Annotated in this window: 11 protein-coding genes; 3 read left to right on the forward strand and 8 right to left on the reverse strand. The window is 53.1% G+C overall.

Annotated features, from left to right (window positions below; translation table 11 throughout):
• Positions 1-4: 4 nt before the first annotated feature.
• From TERTU_RS22050 to orn, 4 genes are all read right to left on the reverse strand, one after another.
• Positions 5-1,891 (reverse strand): cellulase family glycosylhydrolase, encoded by a 1,887-nt coding sequence (locus TERTU_RS22050; protein ID WP_015817129.1) that lies wholly within the window; start codon positions 1,889-1,891, stop codon positions 5-7.
• 248 nt (positions 1,892-2,139) lie between these two features.
• Entirely contained in the window at positions 2,140-3,339 is a 1,200-nt protein-coding gene (locus TERTU_RS15805) for an MFS transporter (RefSeq protein ID WP_041590277.1), read from the reverse strand.
• Positions 3,340-3,456: 117 nt separating this feature from the next.
• Positions 3,457-3,789 (reverse strand): hypothetical protein, encoded by a 333-nt coding sequence (locus tag TERTU_RS15810; protein WP_015819949.1) that lies wholly within the window; start codon positions 3,787-3,789, stop codon positions 3,457-3,459.
• A gap of 395 nt (positions 3,790-4,184) precedes the next feature.
• Positions 4,185-4,733, reverse strand: coding sequence for an oligoribonuclease (gene orn / locus TERTU_RS15815; RefSeq protein WP_015819820.1), 549 nt, complete (start codon positions 4,731-4,733; stop codon positions 4,185-4,187).
• A gap of 93 nt (positions 4,734-4,826) precedes the next feature.
• Here orn and rsgA point away from each other — a divergent pair, with 93 nt between their 5' ends.
• From rsgA to asd, 3 genes are read left to right on the forward strand one after another with little or no spacing between them, the layout of a single operon-like run.
• On the forward strand, positions 4,827-5,813 hold the full coding sequence (rsgA, locus tag TERTU_RS15820) for a small ribosomal subunit biogenesis GTPase RsgA (protein ID WP_015820043.1): 987 nt from the start codon (positions 4,827-4,829) through the stop codon (positions 5,811-5,813).
• Between the two features lie 12 nt (positions 5,814-5,825).
• Entirely contained in the window at positions 5,826-6,659 is an 834-nt protein-coding gene (locus tag TERTU_RS15825) for a sulfurtransferase (protein ID WP_015820726.1), read from the forward strand.
• The gene (gene asd / locus TERTU_RS15830) at positions 6,656-7,525 is read left to right on the forward strand and encodes an archaetidylserine decarboxylase (RefSeq protein WP_012779331.1); all 870 of its coding nucleotides are present in this window, start codon (positions 6,656-6,658) and stop codon (positions 7,523-7,525) included. Before TERTU_RS15825 ends, asd begins: the two co-directional genes overlap by 4 nt.
• Before the next feature lie 54 nt (positions 7,526-7,579).
• On the opposite strand, the gene TERTU_RS15835 is transcribed toward asd, so the two are convergent.
• The 4 genes from TERTU_RS15835 to gltB form a co-directional block, all read right to left on the reverse strand.
• Positions 7,580-8,959 (reverse strand): HD-GYP domain-containing protein, encoded by a 1,380-nt coding sequence (locus TERTU_RS15835; RefSeq protein WP_015817528.1) that lies wholly within the window; start codon positions 8,957-8,959, stop codon positions 7,580-7,582.
• Positions 8,960-9,284: 325 nt separating this feature from the next.
• On the reverse strand, positions 9,285-10,349 hold the full coding sequence (hemE, locus tag TERTU_RS15840; RefSeq protein WP_015819808.1) for a uroporphyrinogen decarboxylase: 1,065 nt from the start codon (positions 10,347-10,349) through the stop codon (positions 9,285-9,287).
• Between the two features lie 66 nt (positions 10,350-10,415).
• Entirely contained in the window at positions 10,416-11,834 is a 1,419-nt protein-coding gene (locus TERTU_RS15845) for an FAD-dependent oxidoreductase (RefSeq protein WP_015817324.1), read from the reverse strand.
• Positions 11,835-11,885: 51 nt separating this feature from the next.
• On the reverse strand, positions 11,886-16,331 hold the full coding sequence (gltB, locus tag TERTU_RS15850; protein ID WP_015820346.1) for a glutamate synthase large subunit: 4,446 nt from the start codon (positions 16,329-16,331) through the stop codon (positions 11,886-11,888).
• Positions 16,332-16,499 lie beyond the last annotated feature (168 nt).

Genomic DNA, 16,499 nt, shown 5'->3' on the forward strand with positions numbered 1-16,499 from the left:
ACAACTAATTACCGCGCGGCTCCACCCCACCATTCTGATAATACTGATTAACAGAGAGGCCATTGCTACCCAGCGGAGTATCCTGATCTAGCCCCACATACTGACTGCCGAATTTCCAAAGCGACTTCTCGAACAGGTTGTATTTGGCTTCATCCCAGGTGGCCCAGTCGTAACCGATCAAACCGCCCGTATCACCAGAGTTAGGATTGATACACCAGAAGGTATGATGCACCTTGTGCTCAACCATAAAGTCGCGCAGCTCCGTCATCCAGTGTTCATTGCGTCCACCGTCCATAAAGCCACCCCACTCACCAATCAACAAGGGGGCAATATTTTGGTCGTGCAGATAGAACCAGTTGTCGTACCACACATCCGACAACAATGTGTTGCGATCAAACCCATCGTAGAACCAATCCTGATCCCACACAGAGGGGCCGTAGTCATGAGGAGAGAACACAATCTGGTTACCCGTCACGTTTAATGGGTAGTCTTTTACGCCACGCAAGTTACCCCCCCACCAGGTGAAATGGTAATCGTGTGAATCATCAGATTCCCAGTTCACACTGTCTCGCGGGTACACTTCCACCCCTTCAACCAGAATCAACACATTCGGGTTAATCGCCAAAATCCGATTCGCAGCTTCCTCTGCAACGCGCTTCCAGTTGTTCGGATGATTCGAATTATCCCACCGTGCCGCTGCAGTCTCTGCGTGCGCTTTACCGTGGGGCTCGTTTTCAAGGTCGTAGGCAATAAGCGTATCGTTATTTTTATAACGCGCAGCCACCCACTCCCAGGTTTCGTAGAATATCTCTTCGGTGATATCACCGTTGTACCACAGAGGTGCGACGTGACCACTGTTGTCAGCTTTTGCGCTGTGTACATCGAGCATAATTTTCAAACCCATTTGATCGGCCAGCTGCAAAGTACGATCAAAAATCTGCAGCGAATTAAGCCCTTCCAGTTCCGGGTTCGCATAGGTGTTGACATTAACCGGCTTGAAGATGCCGTTTTTCCACTCGTACAGCAACTCGGTAGAGATAGGTACCCGTATGATGTTAATGCCGCGATCAGCAATCGCTTGCATAAAGGTTTCGTGATGCGCACTCCACAAACCGTGGAACACCCGCTCAGAGGCATTAAACCCAAACCAGTTGGCCCCAGTCAGCCATACAGCGCGGCCGCGGTTATCGACAATGGTGTTGCCTTCCACGTGCAACCAGTCACCGGCAACTGGAAGCCCCGAGCTACTGCTAGAAGAGCTACTGCTAGAAGAGCTACTGCTGGAGGAACTACTGGAGGAACTGCTGGAAGATGAACTGCTACTCGACGAGGAGCTTGACGAGCTGGAACTGCTGGATGAACTGGAACTCGAGGTCGTGGAGCTGTTCGACGATGAACTATTGCTGGATGAAGAGCTGCTCGAGGATGAACTGCTTGAGGAGCTGCTGCTCGAAGAACTGCTTGAGGAAGAACTACTGGACGAACTGCTACTGGACGAGGAACTGGTCGATCCACCACCGCAAAGATCCCCCATCACAGTGACTATCTCAGCGGGATTACCCTGACCTTGAAAGCCGAATGAGGCACTGCCGCCAGGGCTGAGATTCCCATTCCAGTTCAGGCTACTGGCGCTGTATGGATTGGTGCCAGAGAAGTTAGCGTTCCAACCGTTGGTCACGCGATTATTGCCGCTGTATTCCCAGCTCACCAGCCAGTTGTTCACACTGCTTCCGGTGTCGTTAGTTACCGTTATTGTGGCGGTGAAGCCACTGTTCCAGGCACTGTCGACACGATATTCACAGTCTGCTTGAGCAAATGGGGCAATGCACAGAGCGGCAATCGCCAGATTTCGCCCGGCAGACATCAAAGGTTTTATATACGTCTTAGGCATAAGAAGTCCTCATGTAGTAAGACTGATTGATAGAGTAAATTTATTTTTATTGTTGGAGCTGCACGACTTGCGCGAGCTTTATTATCCTGGCGGACATCGAGAGGGTCAGGTGGAGAGGCGCACGCGACTTCGCGTGCGAAAATGTGCCGGCCAGATGCGCTATGTTAGTCGTGCTGCGGAGGGAGAATTTGATACTGGACAAACTTCACCCGCCGACGGGCGGCAAGTTTACCAGATGAAGCAAACAATTAACGTGTTAACACCGTCGCAGATACGCGATAGGAGCGCGAAGCCAGAATACAAGCTAGCAGCACATACACCGCCAGAGCTGCAGATAACTCGGTCAGTGTTACCCCTGCGTCGATCAATAGGCCAAACAGAAACGGCGAGAGCGATGTGGACCAGACCCCAAATGACGCGACCATTGAGCGTATGGTTCCCAAGCGAGCGGTTCCGTAGGTCTCCGCCCAGAGGGCGCCACCGACAGGGCCACTACTACCGATAGACACACCGAGAAGCCCCAGCAAGACGAAAACTAAATAGTCGCCGGTTAAAAAAGCAACCGCAGCTAACGCCAGAAACATTGGCAAGTTGTACAGCGGCAATAAGCGACTGGCCGAAAATCGATCCACGGCAATCCCAGCCACAATCGAGCTAACCCAGTGTACGATGCCATAGAGCACAAACCCCATCGCAAAAAAATCACTACTCCATGCGCGCTGGTCCATAACGAAATTCTGGTGGATAAAAATACCCGTCACAACGAAAGGCGCCGCCACCAATGCTGGCAGAGCAAACCAGAAGCGTCGGTCCGTCAATAACTCGCGCCGGGCTGCCCCGGCTCTACCGTTGCTTTTGCCTTGATCAACGCTACTTGGCGCTGGGTTAAACTGATACCCGGCCGCCGCCGCGCGGCTCAGCAGAAAAGGATAAATCGGCAAGAATATGACGATTACAAAACCGGCGACAAAAAGCCAAGTCATTTGCCACCCGAACTGGGTAATCAATAGCGCAGCCAGCAGTGGCAGAACAATTTCTCCGACCGGAACCCCAGAAGCGGCAACGCTGATTGCCTTGCCGCGATGACTGTCGAAGCAGCGCGCCATGACCGTCACCCCGGTGTGAGGCAGTAACCCCTGACCGCAAAGCCGCAAAAAATAGAGTGCCGCCACTAGCATTACCGGGTGCATCGCCACGGTGAACAGGGCGCAAGCGAGGATCAAACCAATCGACACGAACAAGGTGAAACGAGCGAGCGAAATACGATCTATCCAGCTGCCGGCCACCATCAAACTGGTCCCGGCGAGCAATGTTGCCAGCGAATAAATCAGCCCATAACCGGAGGCTGTTAACCCGAGGGAAGCTTGAATGGGTGCGCCAAATGCACCGACAAAGAAGGATTGGCCAAAATTACCCACAAATACGGCTAAAAAGCCGAACGCGAGCAAATACTTTCCGTTAGATAAGAATGCGGAGGGCAATGGTGCAACACCTGTAATACAACATGGAGCGCCATTATACCGATCAGGCTCGCAATATGCCGTGCCGCAATAAAATTTCCGAGGTTAGTGTCGCAGCGACAAACGCCGATCCATATCAATGGAGCCGCTTTCGTCCAATACGCCATAGCGGTTATCGTTGCAGTTCAAAACGACAACGGTTGGCCGCCGGAAAAGCTGCCGACGGACGAATGCCAATTGCCAGCCAAAACTTTCCAAATGCCTGAGCGACAGGGTTTGTTCATCATTGAGATAAGTTGAGAGGTTGAATGGCACTGGTTGACAGCGGTTGCGGCGATCGCGATTCGCGTGCCTGGCGACAGTCAGGGAGCTGGGATAGGGCTCATCGGTCTCAATGACCGTGTAGCCCGGAAGGCGGGACTGGAAATTAGATCGCATGGCATTCATTCCTTCGAGATAACACTCTGATTTGGCCCCACCCCTGACAGTAGCAAGTTCCGTCTGCGGCGAGAAACCCTCCGGTTTACTGCGTTTTTGGAAACGACAGATTTTTAAACTGCAGATTTTTAAACGACAGGCTGAAGCATTGCCCAGTAGATTAGCGGCGAAGCGCCAACCTGCTCAAGGACATATTCACCATAAACTTGGGAAATCTAAACACCGGATATTGGCTCGCAGGAGATCGTACTGACACGATTTGCGCAATGAAGACGAGACAAAACGAACGGCGGTACGCTGCCCCCCTTAGCATTCGCGCCACCGCGATAACAACAGTGGCAATGCGCCGCCGAACCGTTTAAGCACTTAAGAGAAGAGCCGCGCGCGAGCAGAGGCTAACCCATCTGTATAAAGTGGTCTCTGTAATAGCTCATTTCCGCTATAGATTCGCGGATATCATCGAGTGCCAGATGCGTGCCCTGCTTTGTGAAGCCATCCTTCAACTCGGGTCGCCACCGGCTTACCAGCTCTTTCAAGGTACTGACATCCAGATTGCGATAGTGAAAATAGTCCGCCAGTTTTGGCATAAAGCGTTGCAGAAAACGCCGGTCCTGCCCGATTGAGTTACCGCACATGGGTGACTTACCCGCAGGTACCCATTCGCACAAAAACGCCAGCGTCGCAACTTCGGCGTTCGCCGTTGTCACGTCGCTATCGCGTACACGCTGCGTCAGCCCGGATTTTCCATGTTGATTGGTACACCACTCGTCCATCAAGTCGAGCACAGCATCCGGCTGGTGGATCGCCATCACCGGCCCTTCCGCCAAAATATTCAGATGCTCGTCAGTGACAACGGTGGCTATCTCAATTATAAAATCCCGCTCGGGAACCAGGCCGGTCATTTCCAAATCGACCCAGATAAGGTTGTTTTCGCTGCTACCCATAATCATTTCCATTACAATAGAAAAATTATTTTATCAGTATAAACGGGGTATATCCCATTAGCGTCCTTACAATCGGCCTTCCACGAGGCTACCATGGCTAAGCGCAAGCTGACCCAGCAACAAAGCCGGCGCATCGCCAAGCAGCAAAAAGCGCTGCGCCAGACGACAGAATTGGAGAATGTGCTACCGGGTTTGGTCATTTCCCGGTATGGCAAACAGGCCGACGTGGAAACCGCCTCCGGTGAATTGTACCGTTGTCATTTGCGACGCAACCTGGGAGATCTCGTCACCGGCGACCGGGTCGCGCTCCAACTGGAAGACGAAGGCGCTGTTATTGTTTCGGTTGAGCCAGCAAAAAACCGCTTACAACGCCCAGACAGCTACGGAAAACTCAAAGCGATCGGAGCTAACATCGACCAAATGGTCATTGTTATCGCTCCGCAGCCTGAGGCCCACCCCAATCTCATCGATCGTTATCTGGTAGTAGCAGAAAATCTTGATGTTCAACCGCTGTTGCTGGTCAACAAATCCGACCTGATAGCCCCGTCCTCGCATGAGACGCTCACTGAAATAGCCCAATTGTATTCCTCGCTCCACTACCCAATATTACATGTGTCGGCCAAAGCAGATATGGGTATGGCAGCGCTCGAGGCGCAACTGGCAAACCGCACCAGTATTTTTGTGGGCCAGTCCGGCGTCGGTAAGTCATCACTCTTGCAAAACCTGTTGCCTGGAGAAGATCTCAAAATTGGCGATCTTTCCGAACAGGTCGGCAAAGGTAAACACACCACGACTTACGCTCGCTTATACCACTTTAGCTCTGGCGGAAATTGCATAGATTCTCCGGGCATACGCGAATTCGGTCTGTGGCACTTCGACAAAACACAACTGCTGAATGGCTTTGTGGAGCTGCGTCAATACGGTGGTTCCTGTAAATTTAGCGACTGCAGCCATAACAACGACCCCGGTTGTGCTATCCGCGAAGCCGTCGACGCTGGTGAAATACAGCCCCAGCGCTACGAGAGCTTCCTGCGTATTGCTGCCACACTGGATGATGTACAGGTTAAGCATCCAAACTAAAAAGGAGCCCCGATGGCGACCACAGAACTTCCTTTGCTGATTGAACCGCAAGATCTCGCTGCGTTTTTGGCCGAGAACCCCCAACCCGACACTCCAATTTGTATTGTGGACTTGAGTTCTGAACAATCCTACCAGTCGGGCCATATACCTGGCGCAGTGCATTTACCTGCCCAAGCACTGATTTGCGGTTACCCCCCGGCGGCAGGAAAGCTACCGGGCGATGAGCAGCTTAATCGCGTTTTTTCCCATTTGGGGTTAACGCCTGACACGCACTTCATTGTGTATGACGATGAGGGCGGTGGCTGGGCCGGCCGTTTTATCTGGACCCTGGATGTTATTGGCCACCAGCAATACTCCTACGTAAACGGCGGTATCCTGGCCTGGCGCGGCGAAGGCCTGCCGGTCGAAACCCAGGAAAATCTAGCCCAGCCAACAGATGTCAATGTGCAGATACACGAACAGCCCATTGCAGAAATACCTTACATCCTCGGTGAACTGGGGAATCAAGGTTTTGTGATCTGGGATGCCCGTTCACCAGAAGAATATCGCGGCGAAAAAATTCTAGCTCAAAAAGGTGGCCATATTCCAGGTGCAATAAACTGTGAATGGACCAGCCTGATGGACCCGGATAACCACTTCCGCGTTCTCACCGATGCCGAAGAACGCCTCGGAATACTCGGCATAAGAAAAGGACAATCGATAGTCACCCACTGTCAATCTCATCACCGGTCGGGGTTCACTTACTTGGTTGGTAAAATTTTAGGTTTTTCTATCAAGGGCTACCACGGCTCTTGGTCTGAGTGGGGCAATCATCCGGATACCCCCGTTGAAGAGGCAAGTTTGTGAAGTCTACCTTATTTATTCTGCTCCAATACATCACCCCACACCACCTGCTTTCGCGCCTGGTGGGCTGGTTTGCGAACACCGAAATCACATGGATTAAGCGCCTTTTTATCGAAAAATTTGCCGCACAGTTTGCGGTCAATATGGCGGAAGCCGAGAATCCCGACCTCTCGAGTTACGCCAGCTTTAACGAATTTTTTTGCCGCCCGCTGCGCGCCGATGCACGCCCTATGACTCTGGATGCAAACCGCCTGCTCTGTCCGGCAGACGGCGCTATCAGCCAGCTTGGCACTATCGACGGGCAAACGATTTTTCAGGCTAAAGGGCGCAGCTTTAGCCTGAAGGCTTTGCTTGGCGGCAACGCTGAACTCGCAGAGCAGTTTCACAACGGCTCGTTTTGCACTGTGTACCTTTCACCAAAGGATTATCATCGGGTGCACATGCCTATCGGCGGCACTCTCACAACCATGACTCACGTGCCCGGTGCATTGTTTTCGGTAAATCCAACCACTGTTGAGGGCGTTGACAATTTATTTGCGCGAAATGAACGGGTCGTCTCGGTTTTTGAGACGCACCTTGGACCGGTTGCGGTGATACTGGTGGGAGCTATGATTGTCGCGTCGATCGAAACCGTTTGGGCAGGCGAGATCGCACCAAGAGGCAAGCAACCCACCCACTTTAACTACCGGCCGCAAGCTCCGGTTGAATTACATCAAGGGGAAGAAATGGGTCGCTTTAAGCTGGGTTCCACCGTCATTCTCGTACTCCCGCCCGGCGTAACTGAATGGGAATCACTCTCCAGCGGCACCCCCGTGCGATTGGGCGAACCCCTCGCACAACTTACCCCGAAGAACCCAACCGAGAGCTAAGAGACAAAAAAAAGCCCCGACGATCGGGGCTTTTTCATAAGGTATAACTGTTTATCAGGAAAAGCCTGGGAGTTTTAACCCTTTACGTTTAAAGAGCCCGAGCAACCCCTTACCCTGCTTGCCCTGAATATATTGATCGCGAATAGATGTGATATCCACGTCGTAAGCACCCGGCTCCAGATCTTGCAATATATCTACTCGGCGAACTTCTGAAGCGAGGTACTTGCCCGAATCCAGTTTTGCCTGTGTTTCTCGCTCTTCAACCGCAAGGTCTAAGCGCTGAGGCTCGCGCAAGGGCTGCTTATATGCGTCCATCACAACCATCACAATAGGTTTGAGACGGCGCTCGAAGTTCTGCTCTACAACAACGCCTACTTCGCCTGTCGAGAGCTCCACCAGGGTACCGGTGGGATATAGGCCGATAGCGCGAATAAACTCCACCACCAACTCTTCCTGGAATTCAATTCCCCGTTGATCATACAGTTTACCAACGGCTTTCGATGGCGACACCGGCTTGGACTGCCCACGCGGGTTGATTGTCTCATCATAAAAAGTAACCACACCTGCGATTTTACCGAGTAATGGGATTTTATCGCCGCGCAAGTGCTGAGGAAAACCACTGCCATTCACTCGCTCGCAATGGGTTTTTACCACCGAGGTAACGCGCGGCTGCACGTCTGGCAACTTGCGTAAAATCTCTACCCCGTAATCGATAAACTTTTCGTAGGCCTGCTGCTCCGTCTCCGATCGCTTCTGGCTTTCCAGCAAATGCTGTGGCAAACGAGTTTTACCAATGTCTTTTAATAATACGCCAAACGCCAGTACATCAAGATCAGACTTGGGTAAGCCAATATGACGCCCGAAGAGAATCGCCCATACCGCCGAACGGACGGCGTGGGCGTATGTATATTGGTCTTTCTCCCGCACGCGGCTGAGCCAGGTGAAAGCGTCGGGACTGCGCAGTACACTGTCCACCATCTGGCTGGCTGCGCGCTTAGTTTCATTAATGGGTACGCTGTAATTATCGCGGTTGACCTGCTCCATCACAGAACCAACCGCATTGTAAACCTGTTGGTGAAGCTCCCTGGCCGGCTCAATCTCCTTCTCCAGCGGCTGCACTTCGCGGTACACGTCGCGGCGTATTTTCAGTGGTGCGACATCGACCATCCGCGTTTGGCGGGCAGCGCGTTGCGGTTTGCGCATACCACTTGCGCCGGTCAATTTTCGCAGATCGGTCTTTACCGGAGCGGAGCCTTTAACCACGTCGATGTAAACAAAATTGCAATGAACTTTGAGTTCTTTAATTTCGTCCAGATCGCGGATATAGAACCCCTGCAGAGGAAACGGCGTTTGCGTCCATGGCCGATCAAGGCCAGACACAAACATCCCAACTGTGAGCTCGTTAACTTCAACTTTGACTTGCTTGATACCCAAGTATGCTTCCTCGAGAGGTAGGAGAAACGATCCCAGCGTATCGACTTTGGTAAGCCTAAACTGCCAACATCCTTGCAATTTGCTAATCCGCGTTAAGAATTAGGGGATCTAAAAAAGTCCTGTAATGGACAAATTATATACGAGCGAGCCTCTAACGGAATACCCAATCGATAAACGGGCATTCACACACTGAGCCAGACAACGTGCGCCAGAACCAGGATATTGGTGAAGATCGGTGTGCTCGAATGGATCAATGTAACCGAAAGACAAAAAAATAGAGAGGCGGCTGCGGTCGGCAATGCGCCGGACCGCGCCAAAGACGCCGTTACTGGTGGTATCCGGCGGACAGTTCGTGAACAGCGTTAATGAACGCTCCTGCATGCACGGGATCGACCTCGGGTGTAATCCCATGGCCCAGGTTGAAAACATGGCCGCTACCGTGACCATAGGATGCCAGAATACGGCCGACTTCATCGCGAATTGCAGAGGTTGAGGCATATAAAACGCTGGGGTCCATGTTTCCCTGCAACGCGACCTTGCCGCCTACACGCTCACGAGCATTGCCAATATCGGTGGTCCAATCCAGCCCCAAGGCCGTCACACCCGTCTCGGCCATCGCTTCGAGCCATTGCCCACCACCTTTAGTGAACAGGATAACCGGCACTTGGCGACCCTGGTGTTCGCGTATCAACCCGTTAACGATCTGTTGCATAGGCTTGAGAGAGAACTCGAGGTATGCGTCATGAGCCAAAGCGCCGCCCCAGGAGTCGAATATCTGCACAGCCTGCGCACCAGCCCGAATCTGCGCATTCAAGTAGTCTGTGACCGACGCGACCAGTTTGTCCAACAGCAAACGGGCAACCTCAGGTTCGCTGTAGAGCATCGCTTTAGAGCGGCGAAAATCTTTGCTCGAACCGCCTTCAACCATATAGGTCATCAAAGTCCACGGACTTCCAGAAAAGCCTATAAGCGGCACAGCGCCATTCAGTTCGTGGCGAATTGTCTTCACCGCATCGAGGACGTAGGTCAGCTCGTTTTCGGCGTTGACCACAGGCAATGCTTCCACCTGCGCCGCCGTGCGCACTGGGTTGCGGAATTTCGGCCCTTCGCCGGTCTCGAAGTACAAGCCGAGCCCCATAGCGTCTGGCACGGTGAGAATATCGGAAAACAAGATGGCCGCATCCAGCGGATACCGCTGCAGAGGCTGCAATGTCACTTCACAAGCCAATTGGGGATTGGTACACAACCCCATAAAATCACCGGCCCGGGCGCGCGTAGCCCGATACTCGGGAAGGTAGCGCCCCGCTTGACGCATCATCCAAACGGGCGTTACATCCACAGGCTGTCCCTGCAGGGCTCGTAAAAAGCGGTCGTTTTTTAATTCAGTCATACTCTAATTACGGCCCTTGGTTTACCGGTTGTACCTTTAATCGTCGGGGTTCAACATCTACAGGGTTTAGACATTCAGGAAATCGAGAATACCTTCCGCCGCCTGGCGGCCTTCCCAAATTGCCGTTACCACGAGATCTGATCCACGCACCATATCACCACCGGCAAAAATTTTCGGGTTAGATGTCTGGAATTTAAATTCCTGATGCTCCTCAGCAACCACACCACCCCAACTGTTAACGGTCACGCCTTGCTCTTGGAACCAGGGCGCCGGACTAGGGCGGAAACCAAATGCAATCAACACCGTATCCGCGGGGATAACCTCTTCGCTCCCGGCGACCGGCTCTGGTCGACGACGACCGTTTTCATCCGGCTCACCCAGCTGTGTTGTTACAACTTTTACACCCTCAACGCGATCTTCACCGACAATTGCGATAGGCTGGCGATTAAACAGGAACTGCACACCTTCCTCGCGAGCATTGGCAACTTCCCGTCGGGAGCCCGGCATATTTTCTTCATCGCGACGATAGGCGCAGGTTACGCTGTCTGCACCCTGGCGAATGGAAGTACGGTTACAGTCCATCGCCGTGTCGCCACCTCCCAGCACCACCACTTTCTTACCTTTTACACTGATAAAATCAGCCGGATCTTTCTCGAAACCAAGGTTGCGATTTACATTGGAAATCAGGAACGGCAGCGCATCATACACCCCCGGTAATTCCTCACCAGGGAAGCCGCCCTTCATATAATTGTAGGTGCCCATCCCCATAAACACCGCGTCGTAGGACTCTAGAATTTCCTCGATGGAAATATCTTTGCCTACTTCAACACCAAGACGGAATTCCACGCCCATTTCAGTGAAGATTTCACGGCGTCGCTGCATCACGCCTTTTTCCAGCTTGAATTCAGGAATACCGAAGGTGAGCAAGCCACCAATTTCCGGATGAATATCGAACACGGTCGGCTTAACACCATTGCGTACCAGCACATCGGCACAGCCAAGCCCAGCCGGGCCAGCACCGATTACCGCAACTTTCTTGTTGGTCCAAACCACTTTGGACATATCCGGCTTCCAGCCCAGGGCGAAAGCGGTATCCGTGATGTATTTCTCCGTATTGCCAATGGTGACGGCACCGAACCCGTCGTTCAGGGTACACGCGCCTTCACACAAACGATCCTGCGGACATACGCGTCCGCACACTTCCGGCAGCGAGTTGGTTTGATGGCACAACTCTACCGCCTCAATAACATTGCCTTCAGAAATCAGCTTCAACCAATTGGGAATGTAGTTATGCACCGGGCATTTCCATTCACAATAGGGGTTGCCGCAAGACAAACAACGATGTGCCTGCCCTTGCACCTGAGGTTCGGTGAAGGGCTGATAAATTTCCACAAAGTCTTTCTTGCGGGTGTCGATTTCTTTCTTCTGCGGGTCTTGACGACCCACGTCGAGAAACTGGAAATTATTGTTGAGTCTTTCAGCCATAAAATTCAGCCCTTTAAATCAACTGCGATACCCATCATCGCAAGAGAAAACTTATTCAGATCGTTGCTTAACACTGTTAAGAAGGTTGTCCAAGCTCGCCGCTTTAGGCTTCACTAACCAGAATTTGCCGATGTAATCATCGAAATTATCCAGCAGGTGTTGGCCCCAGGCGCTCTCGGTTTCCGCAACAAATTCTTTAATAACATCGCGCAGGTGTACGCGATGCGCTTCCAGCAGCTCGGTGTTCACGCGGGTAATATCGACCAGCTCGTGGTTGTACTTGTCGACAAAGGTATTGGCTTCATCGAGCACATAGGCAAAGCCACCCGTCATACCCGCGCCAAAGTTAACCCCGGTTTCGCCCAGCACAGTGACAATACCGCCAGTCATATACTCACAACAGTGATCGCCTGCGCCTTCAACCACAACGTGCGCACCGGAGTTACGCACCCCGCAGCGTTCGCCCGCCTGGCCGGCCGCAAACAATTTACCGCCGGTAGCACCATACAAGCAGGTGTTACCCATAATGCTGGTTTTCTGGCTGGCAAATGCAGAGCCTTTTGGAGGACGTATCACCAGCTTGCCGCCAGCCATGCCTTTGCCGACATAGTCGTTGGCATCGCCTTCCAGATACATGTGCAAACCACCCGCATTCCAGACACCAAAGCTCTGGCCTGCCACACCGGTCAATTTGAGCACCAATGGCTTGTCGGCCATACCCAGATTGCCGTGGCGCTTGGCAATTTCACCACTGATGCGCGCCCCGATAGAGCGGTCACAGTTGGTGACATTAAACGCAAATTCACCGCCAGACTTCGCATCGATCGTTGGCAGCACTTCAGCCACCATACGCTCAGCCAGCTCGCCTTTGTCGAAAGGCGCGTTGCGCGGCTCGACACAGAACTGCGGCTTAGAGTCCAGCAGGGCGTCGGTGTATAACATTGGCGACAGATCCAGCTTCTGCTGCTTCTGAGTGTTCCCGTCGATCGCTTCCAGCAGGTCCACGCGCCCGATTAATTCATCCAGAGTGCGCACACCGATCTGAGCCATCCATTCCCGCGCTTCACGCGCGACAAACAGGAAGAAGTTTTTCGCCATTTCGACAGTGCCGATATAGTGGTCCTGCCGCAGCCGGTCCTGCTGAGTAGCAACGCCGGTCGCACAGTTGTTCAGGTGGCATATCCGCAGATATTTACAGCCCAGCGCAACCATAGGCGCAGTACCAAAACCAAAGGTTTCCGCACCGAGGATCGCAGCTTTCACAACATCCAGGCCGGATTTCAAACCGCCATCGGTTTGTACGCGAACTTTGCCGCGCAAATCGTTGGCGCGCAGCGTCTGGTGGGTTTCGGCAAGACCGAGCTCCCAGGGCGAACCGGCATAGCGAATCGACGTGAGCGGGCTGGCAGCGGTACCACCGTCGTAGCCAGAGATCGTGATCAAGTCTGCATAAGCTTTGGCCACACCCGCGGCAATAGTGCCAACACCAGGGCGAGACACCAGCTTCACCGATACCAGCGCATCGGGGTTAACCTGTTTCAGGTCGAAAATCAGCTGCGCCAAATCCTCAATCGAGTAAATATCGTGGTGCGGTGGTGGAGAAATCAGAGTCACGCCAGGCACCGAATAACGCAGCCGCGCAATCAGTTGATTGACCTTACCGCCGGGTAGCTGACCGCCCTCACCAGGTTTTGCCCCCTGCGCAACCTTGATCTGCAATACTTCCGCGTTGACCAGGTAATGCGGGGTCACACCGAAACGGCCGGAAGCCACCTGCTTGATTTTCGATACTTTGTTGGTGCCGAAACGGGCGGGATCTTCACCGCCTTCACCACTGTTGGAGCGGCCGCCCAGGCTGTTCATCGCCTCCGCCAGCGCTTCGTGCGCTTCAGGACTGAGCGCCCCGAGGGACATAGCCGCGGAATCGAAACGGCGAACAATACTTTCAACAGGCTCGACTTCCTCCAGCGGAATCGACTGGCCCACTTTCAACTGCAGCATATCGCGCAGTGTCGCCACAGGGCGCTTGTTCACCAGCTCGGCGTAATCCCGCCAGGTGGCGTAATCGCCCGACTGAACCGCCGTTTGCAGCGTTTTAACCACGTCCGGGTTGAACGCGTGGTACTCCTGCCCGTGCACGTACTTGAGCAGACCGCCAGGGGCGATTGGCTTGCGCGCTTTCCAGGCAACTTTTGCCAGTTCTTTTTGGTCCGCCTCAAGGTCGCTAAATTCAGCACCTTTCAAACGACTGGCGGTACCGCTAAAGCAGATATCCACCACATCTTCAGACAGGCCAATCGCTTCAAACAATTGCGCACCACGATAAGAGGCGACGGTAGAAATTCCCATTTTAGAAAGGATTTTAAGCAACCCTTTGTCCAAGCCTTTGCGATAGTTAGTGGCCGCGTCGGCATAGTCACGCAACAACTCGCCAGACTTGATCAGTCGCTCGATGATGTAGTAACTCAGGTAAGGGAACACCGCGGTGGCACCGTATCCGATCAAGGACGCGACCTGGTGTGGGTCACGCGCGGTACCGGTATCCACAATAATATTGGCGTCGCAGCGGAGGCCTTCGCGCGTTAAACGATGGTGCACAGCACCGGTCGCCAAGAGCGCGTGGATAGGCAGCTTGCCTTCAACAAACTTGCGATCCGACAGTACCACCAGGGTTTTGCCCGCTTTAACCTGGGCAATCACGTTCTCCAGCATCAGCTCGATGGCCTGCTTCAGACCGATGGTTGCCGGGTCGTAGTGCAAATCGATTTGCGCGACTTCATAGCCGGGGCGATCCAGCGTCATAAGCGCGCGGAACTTGGTCGGTGACAACACCGGGCTAGTCAGGATCACTCGGTTGGCATGATCCTCGGTTTCGTCAAAAACCGACAACTCACGTCCAATACAGGTTTCCAGCGACATCACAATCGCTTCCCGCAGGGGATCGATTGGCGGGTTGGTGACCTGCGCAAACTGCTGACGGAAATAATCGTAGAGCGAGCGATTTTTTAGCGAAAGCACGGCCATCGGGGTGTCGTCCCCCATCGAACCAACCGCTTCCTGGCCAGATTCCGCCAGCGGGCGTACAACCTGATCACACTCTTCGAAACTCGCCTGGTACAGCTTCATCGCTGCGGTAATCTGAGCATCGGTAAAGTGATTTTCCGGCAGCTCTTTATCCAGACCTGTTTCAATACGGAAAGCCTTGGCTTTCATCCACTGCTGGTAGGGTTGCCCCTTCTTCAGCAGTTGATCGATTTCTTCGGTGCCGTGAAGTTCACCGGTCAAGGTGTCGACAGACAGGATTTGACCTGGCCCCAAGCGGCCTTTGGTTACCACATCTTCCGGCGCATAATCGTAAACGCCGATTTCGGAGGCCACCGTAATGATATCGTCTTTAGTGATAACCCACCGGGACGGGCGTAAACCGTTGCGATCCAGCGTACAGACGGCGTAGCGGCCGTCGGTCAGCACCAGGCCCGCCGGGCCATCCCAGGGCTCAATATGCATTGAGTTATATTCGTAAAATGCACGCAGATCTGCGTCCATGTGGTCTACATTCTGCCACGCGGGCGGAACCAGCATCCGCGCTGCGCGGTGCAGTTCCATACCGCCAACCAGCAACAACTCAAGCATATTATCGAGGCTGGAGGAGTCTGAACCCACACGGTTGACCAGCGGCACAATGTCTTCAACATTTGGCAGCAGTGGCGTCTGGAATTTTTTAGTCCGCGCCACAGACCAGTTGCGGTTACCCATAATGGTGTTAATTTCACCGTTGTGGGCAAGCATGCGGAACGGCTGGGCCAGCGGCCATTCAGGCGCGGTATTGGTGGAGAAACGCTGGTGGAACACGCAAATTGCGGTCTCCAAATGCTCGTCCGCCAAATCCCTATAAAAGGAAGGTAGATCGACCGGCATCATCAGCCCTTTAAAAGAAAGGACCTTATTGCTCAGGCTCGACACATAGAATGATTTGTCCTGCCCCAGACGTATTTCGGCTTTGCGGCGAGCAACGAACAACTTGGCGCCAAGCTCGCGCGCGTCTGCTCCGTCAGCGTTGACAAAGACGTGAAAGATTGATGGCAAGGTTTTTAAGGCAATGGGGCCAAGGCAATCGGAGTTTGTCGGCACTTCGCGCCACGCAATCTCTGTTAAACCTTGCGCGGCCAGCTCCTCTTCCAAAACTTTGCGCGACGCGTCTGCTAACTTTTCATCACGGTTCAGCATAATGCTGCCAATACCGTAATCACTGCCCAACTCGAGGTTTAGCTCCTCTCGGGCAATGGTACGCAAAAAACTGTCGGGCTTTTGGATTAGCAGACCGCAACCATCACCTGTTTTGCCATCGGCCGCAATACCACCACGGTGGGTCATGCAGGTGAGTGCTTCGATGCCGGTTTGAAGTAACTTGTGGCTGGGTTTGCCTTTGAGGTGGGCAATCAACCCAAAACCACAGTTATCCTTAAACTCATCCAGACGGTAAAGACCTGTACTCATAGAATCATTCACTTTTGTCATACTTTCGCTTGATCAGTTAGATCCGAAATCGCCAAAGCAATGCGAGTGCATGTTTCGCACCGCAATGCGGCACCTTCAGAAACTGTCCCAGAAAACGGCGTTGGAAATCTTTTCCCGCCAGACAAAAAAGCCCCAGTACTGGGGCTT

This window comes from Teredinibacter turnerae T7901 (assembly GCF_000023025.1).
In the GTDB taxonomy this organism is placed as follows: domain Bacteria; phylum Pseudomonadota; class Gammaproteobacteria; order Pseudomonadales; family Cellvibrionaceae; genus Teredinibacter; species Teredinibacter turnerae_B.

Excerpts from the sequence above, each read along its gene's own strand:
- hemE (WP_015819808.1), bottom strand. The coding sequence starts at position 10,349 with ATGACTGAATTAAAAAACGACCGCTTTTTACGAGCCCTGCAGGGACAG.
- TERTU_RS22050 (WP_015817129.1), bottom strand. The coding sequence starts at position 1,891 with ATGCCTAAGACGTATATAAAACCTTTGATGTCTGCCGGGCGAAATCTG.
- TERTU_RS15810 (WP_015819949.1), bottom strand. The coding sequence starts at position 3,789 with ATGCGATCTAATTTCCAGTCCCGCCTTCCGGGCTACACGGTCATTGAG.
- rsgA (WP_015820043.1), top strand. The coding sequence starts at position 4,827 with ATGGCTAAGCGCAAGCTGACCCAGCAACAAAGCCGGCGCATCGCCAAG.
- gltB (WP_015820346.1), bottom strand. The coding sequence starts at position 16,331 with ATGAGTACAGGTCTTTACCGTCTGGATGAGTTTAAGGATAACTGTGGT.
- orn (WP_015819820.1), bottom strand. The coding sequence starts at position 4,733 with ATGGGTAGCAGCGAAAACAACCTTATCTGGGTCGATTTGGAAATGACC.
- TERTU_RS15845 (WP_015817324.1), bottom strand. The coding sequence starts at position 11,834 with ATGGCTGAAAGACTCAACAATAATTTCCAGTTTCTCGACGTGGGTCGT.
- TERTU_RS15825 (WP_015820726.1), top strand. The coding sequence starts at position 5,826 with ATGGCGACCACAGAACTTCCTTTGCTGATTGAACCGCAAGATCTCGCT.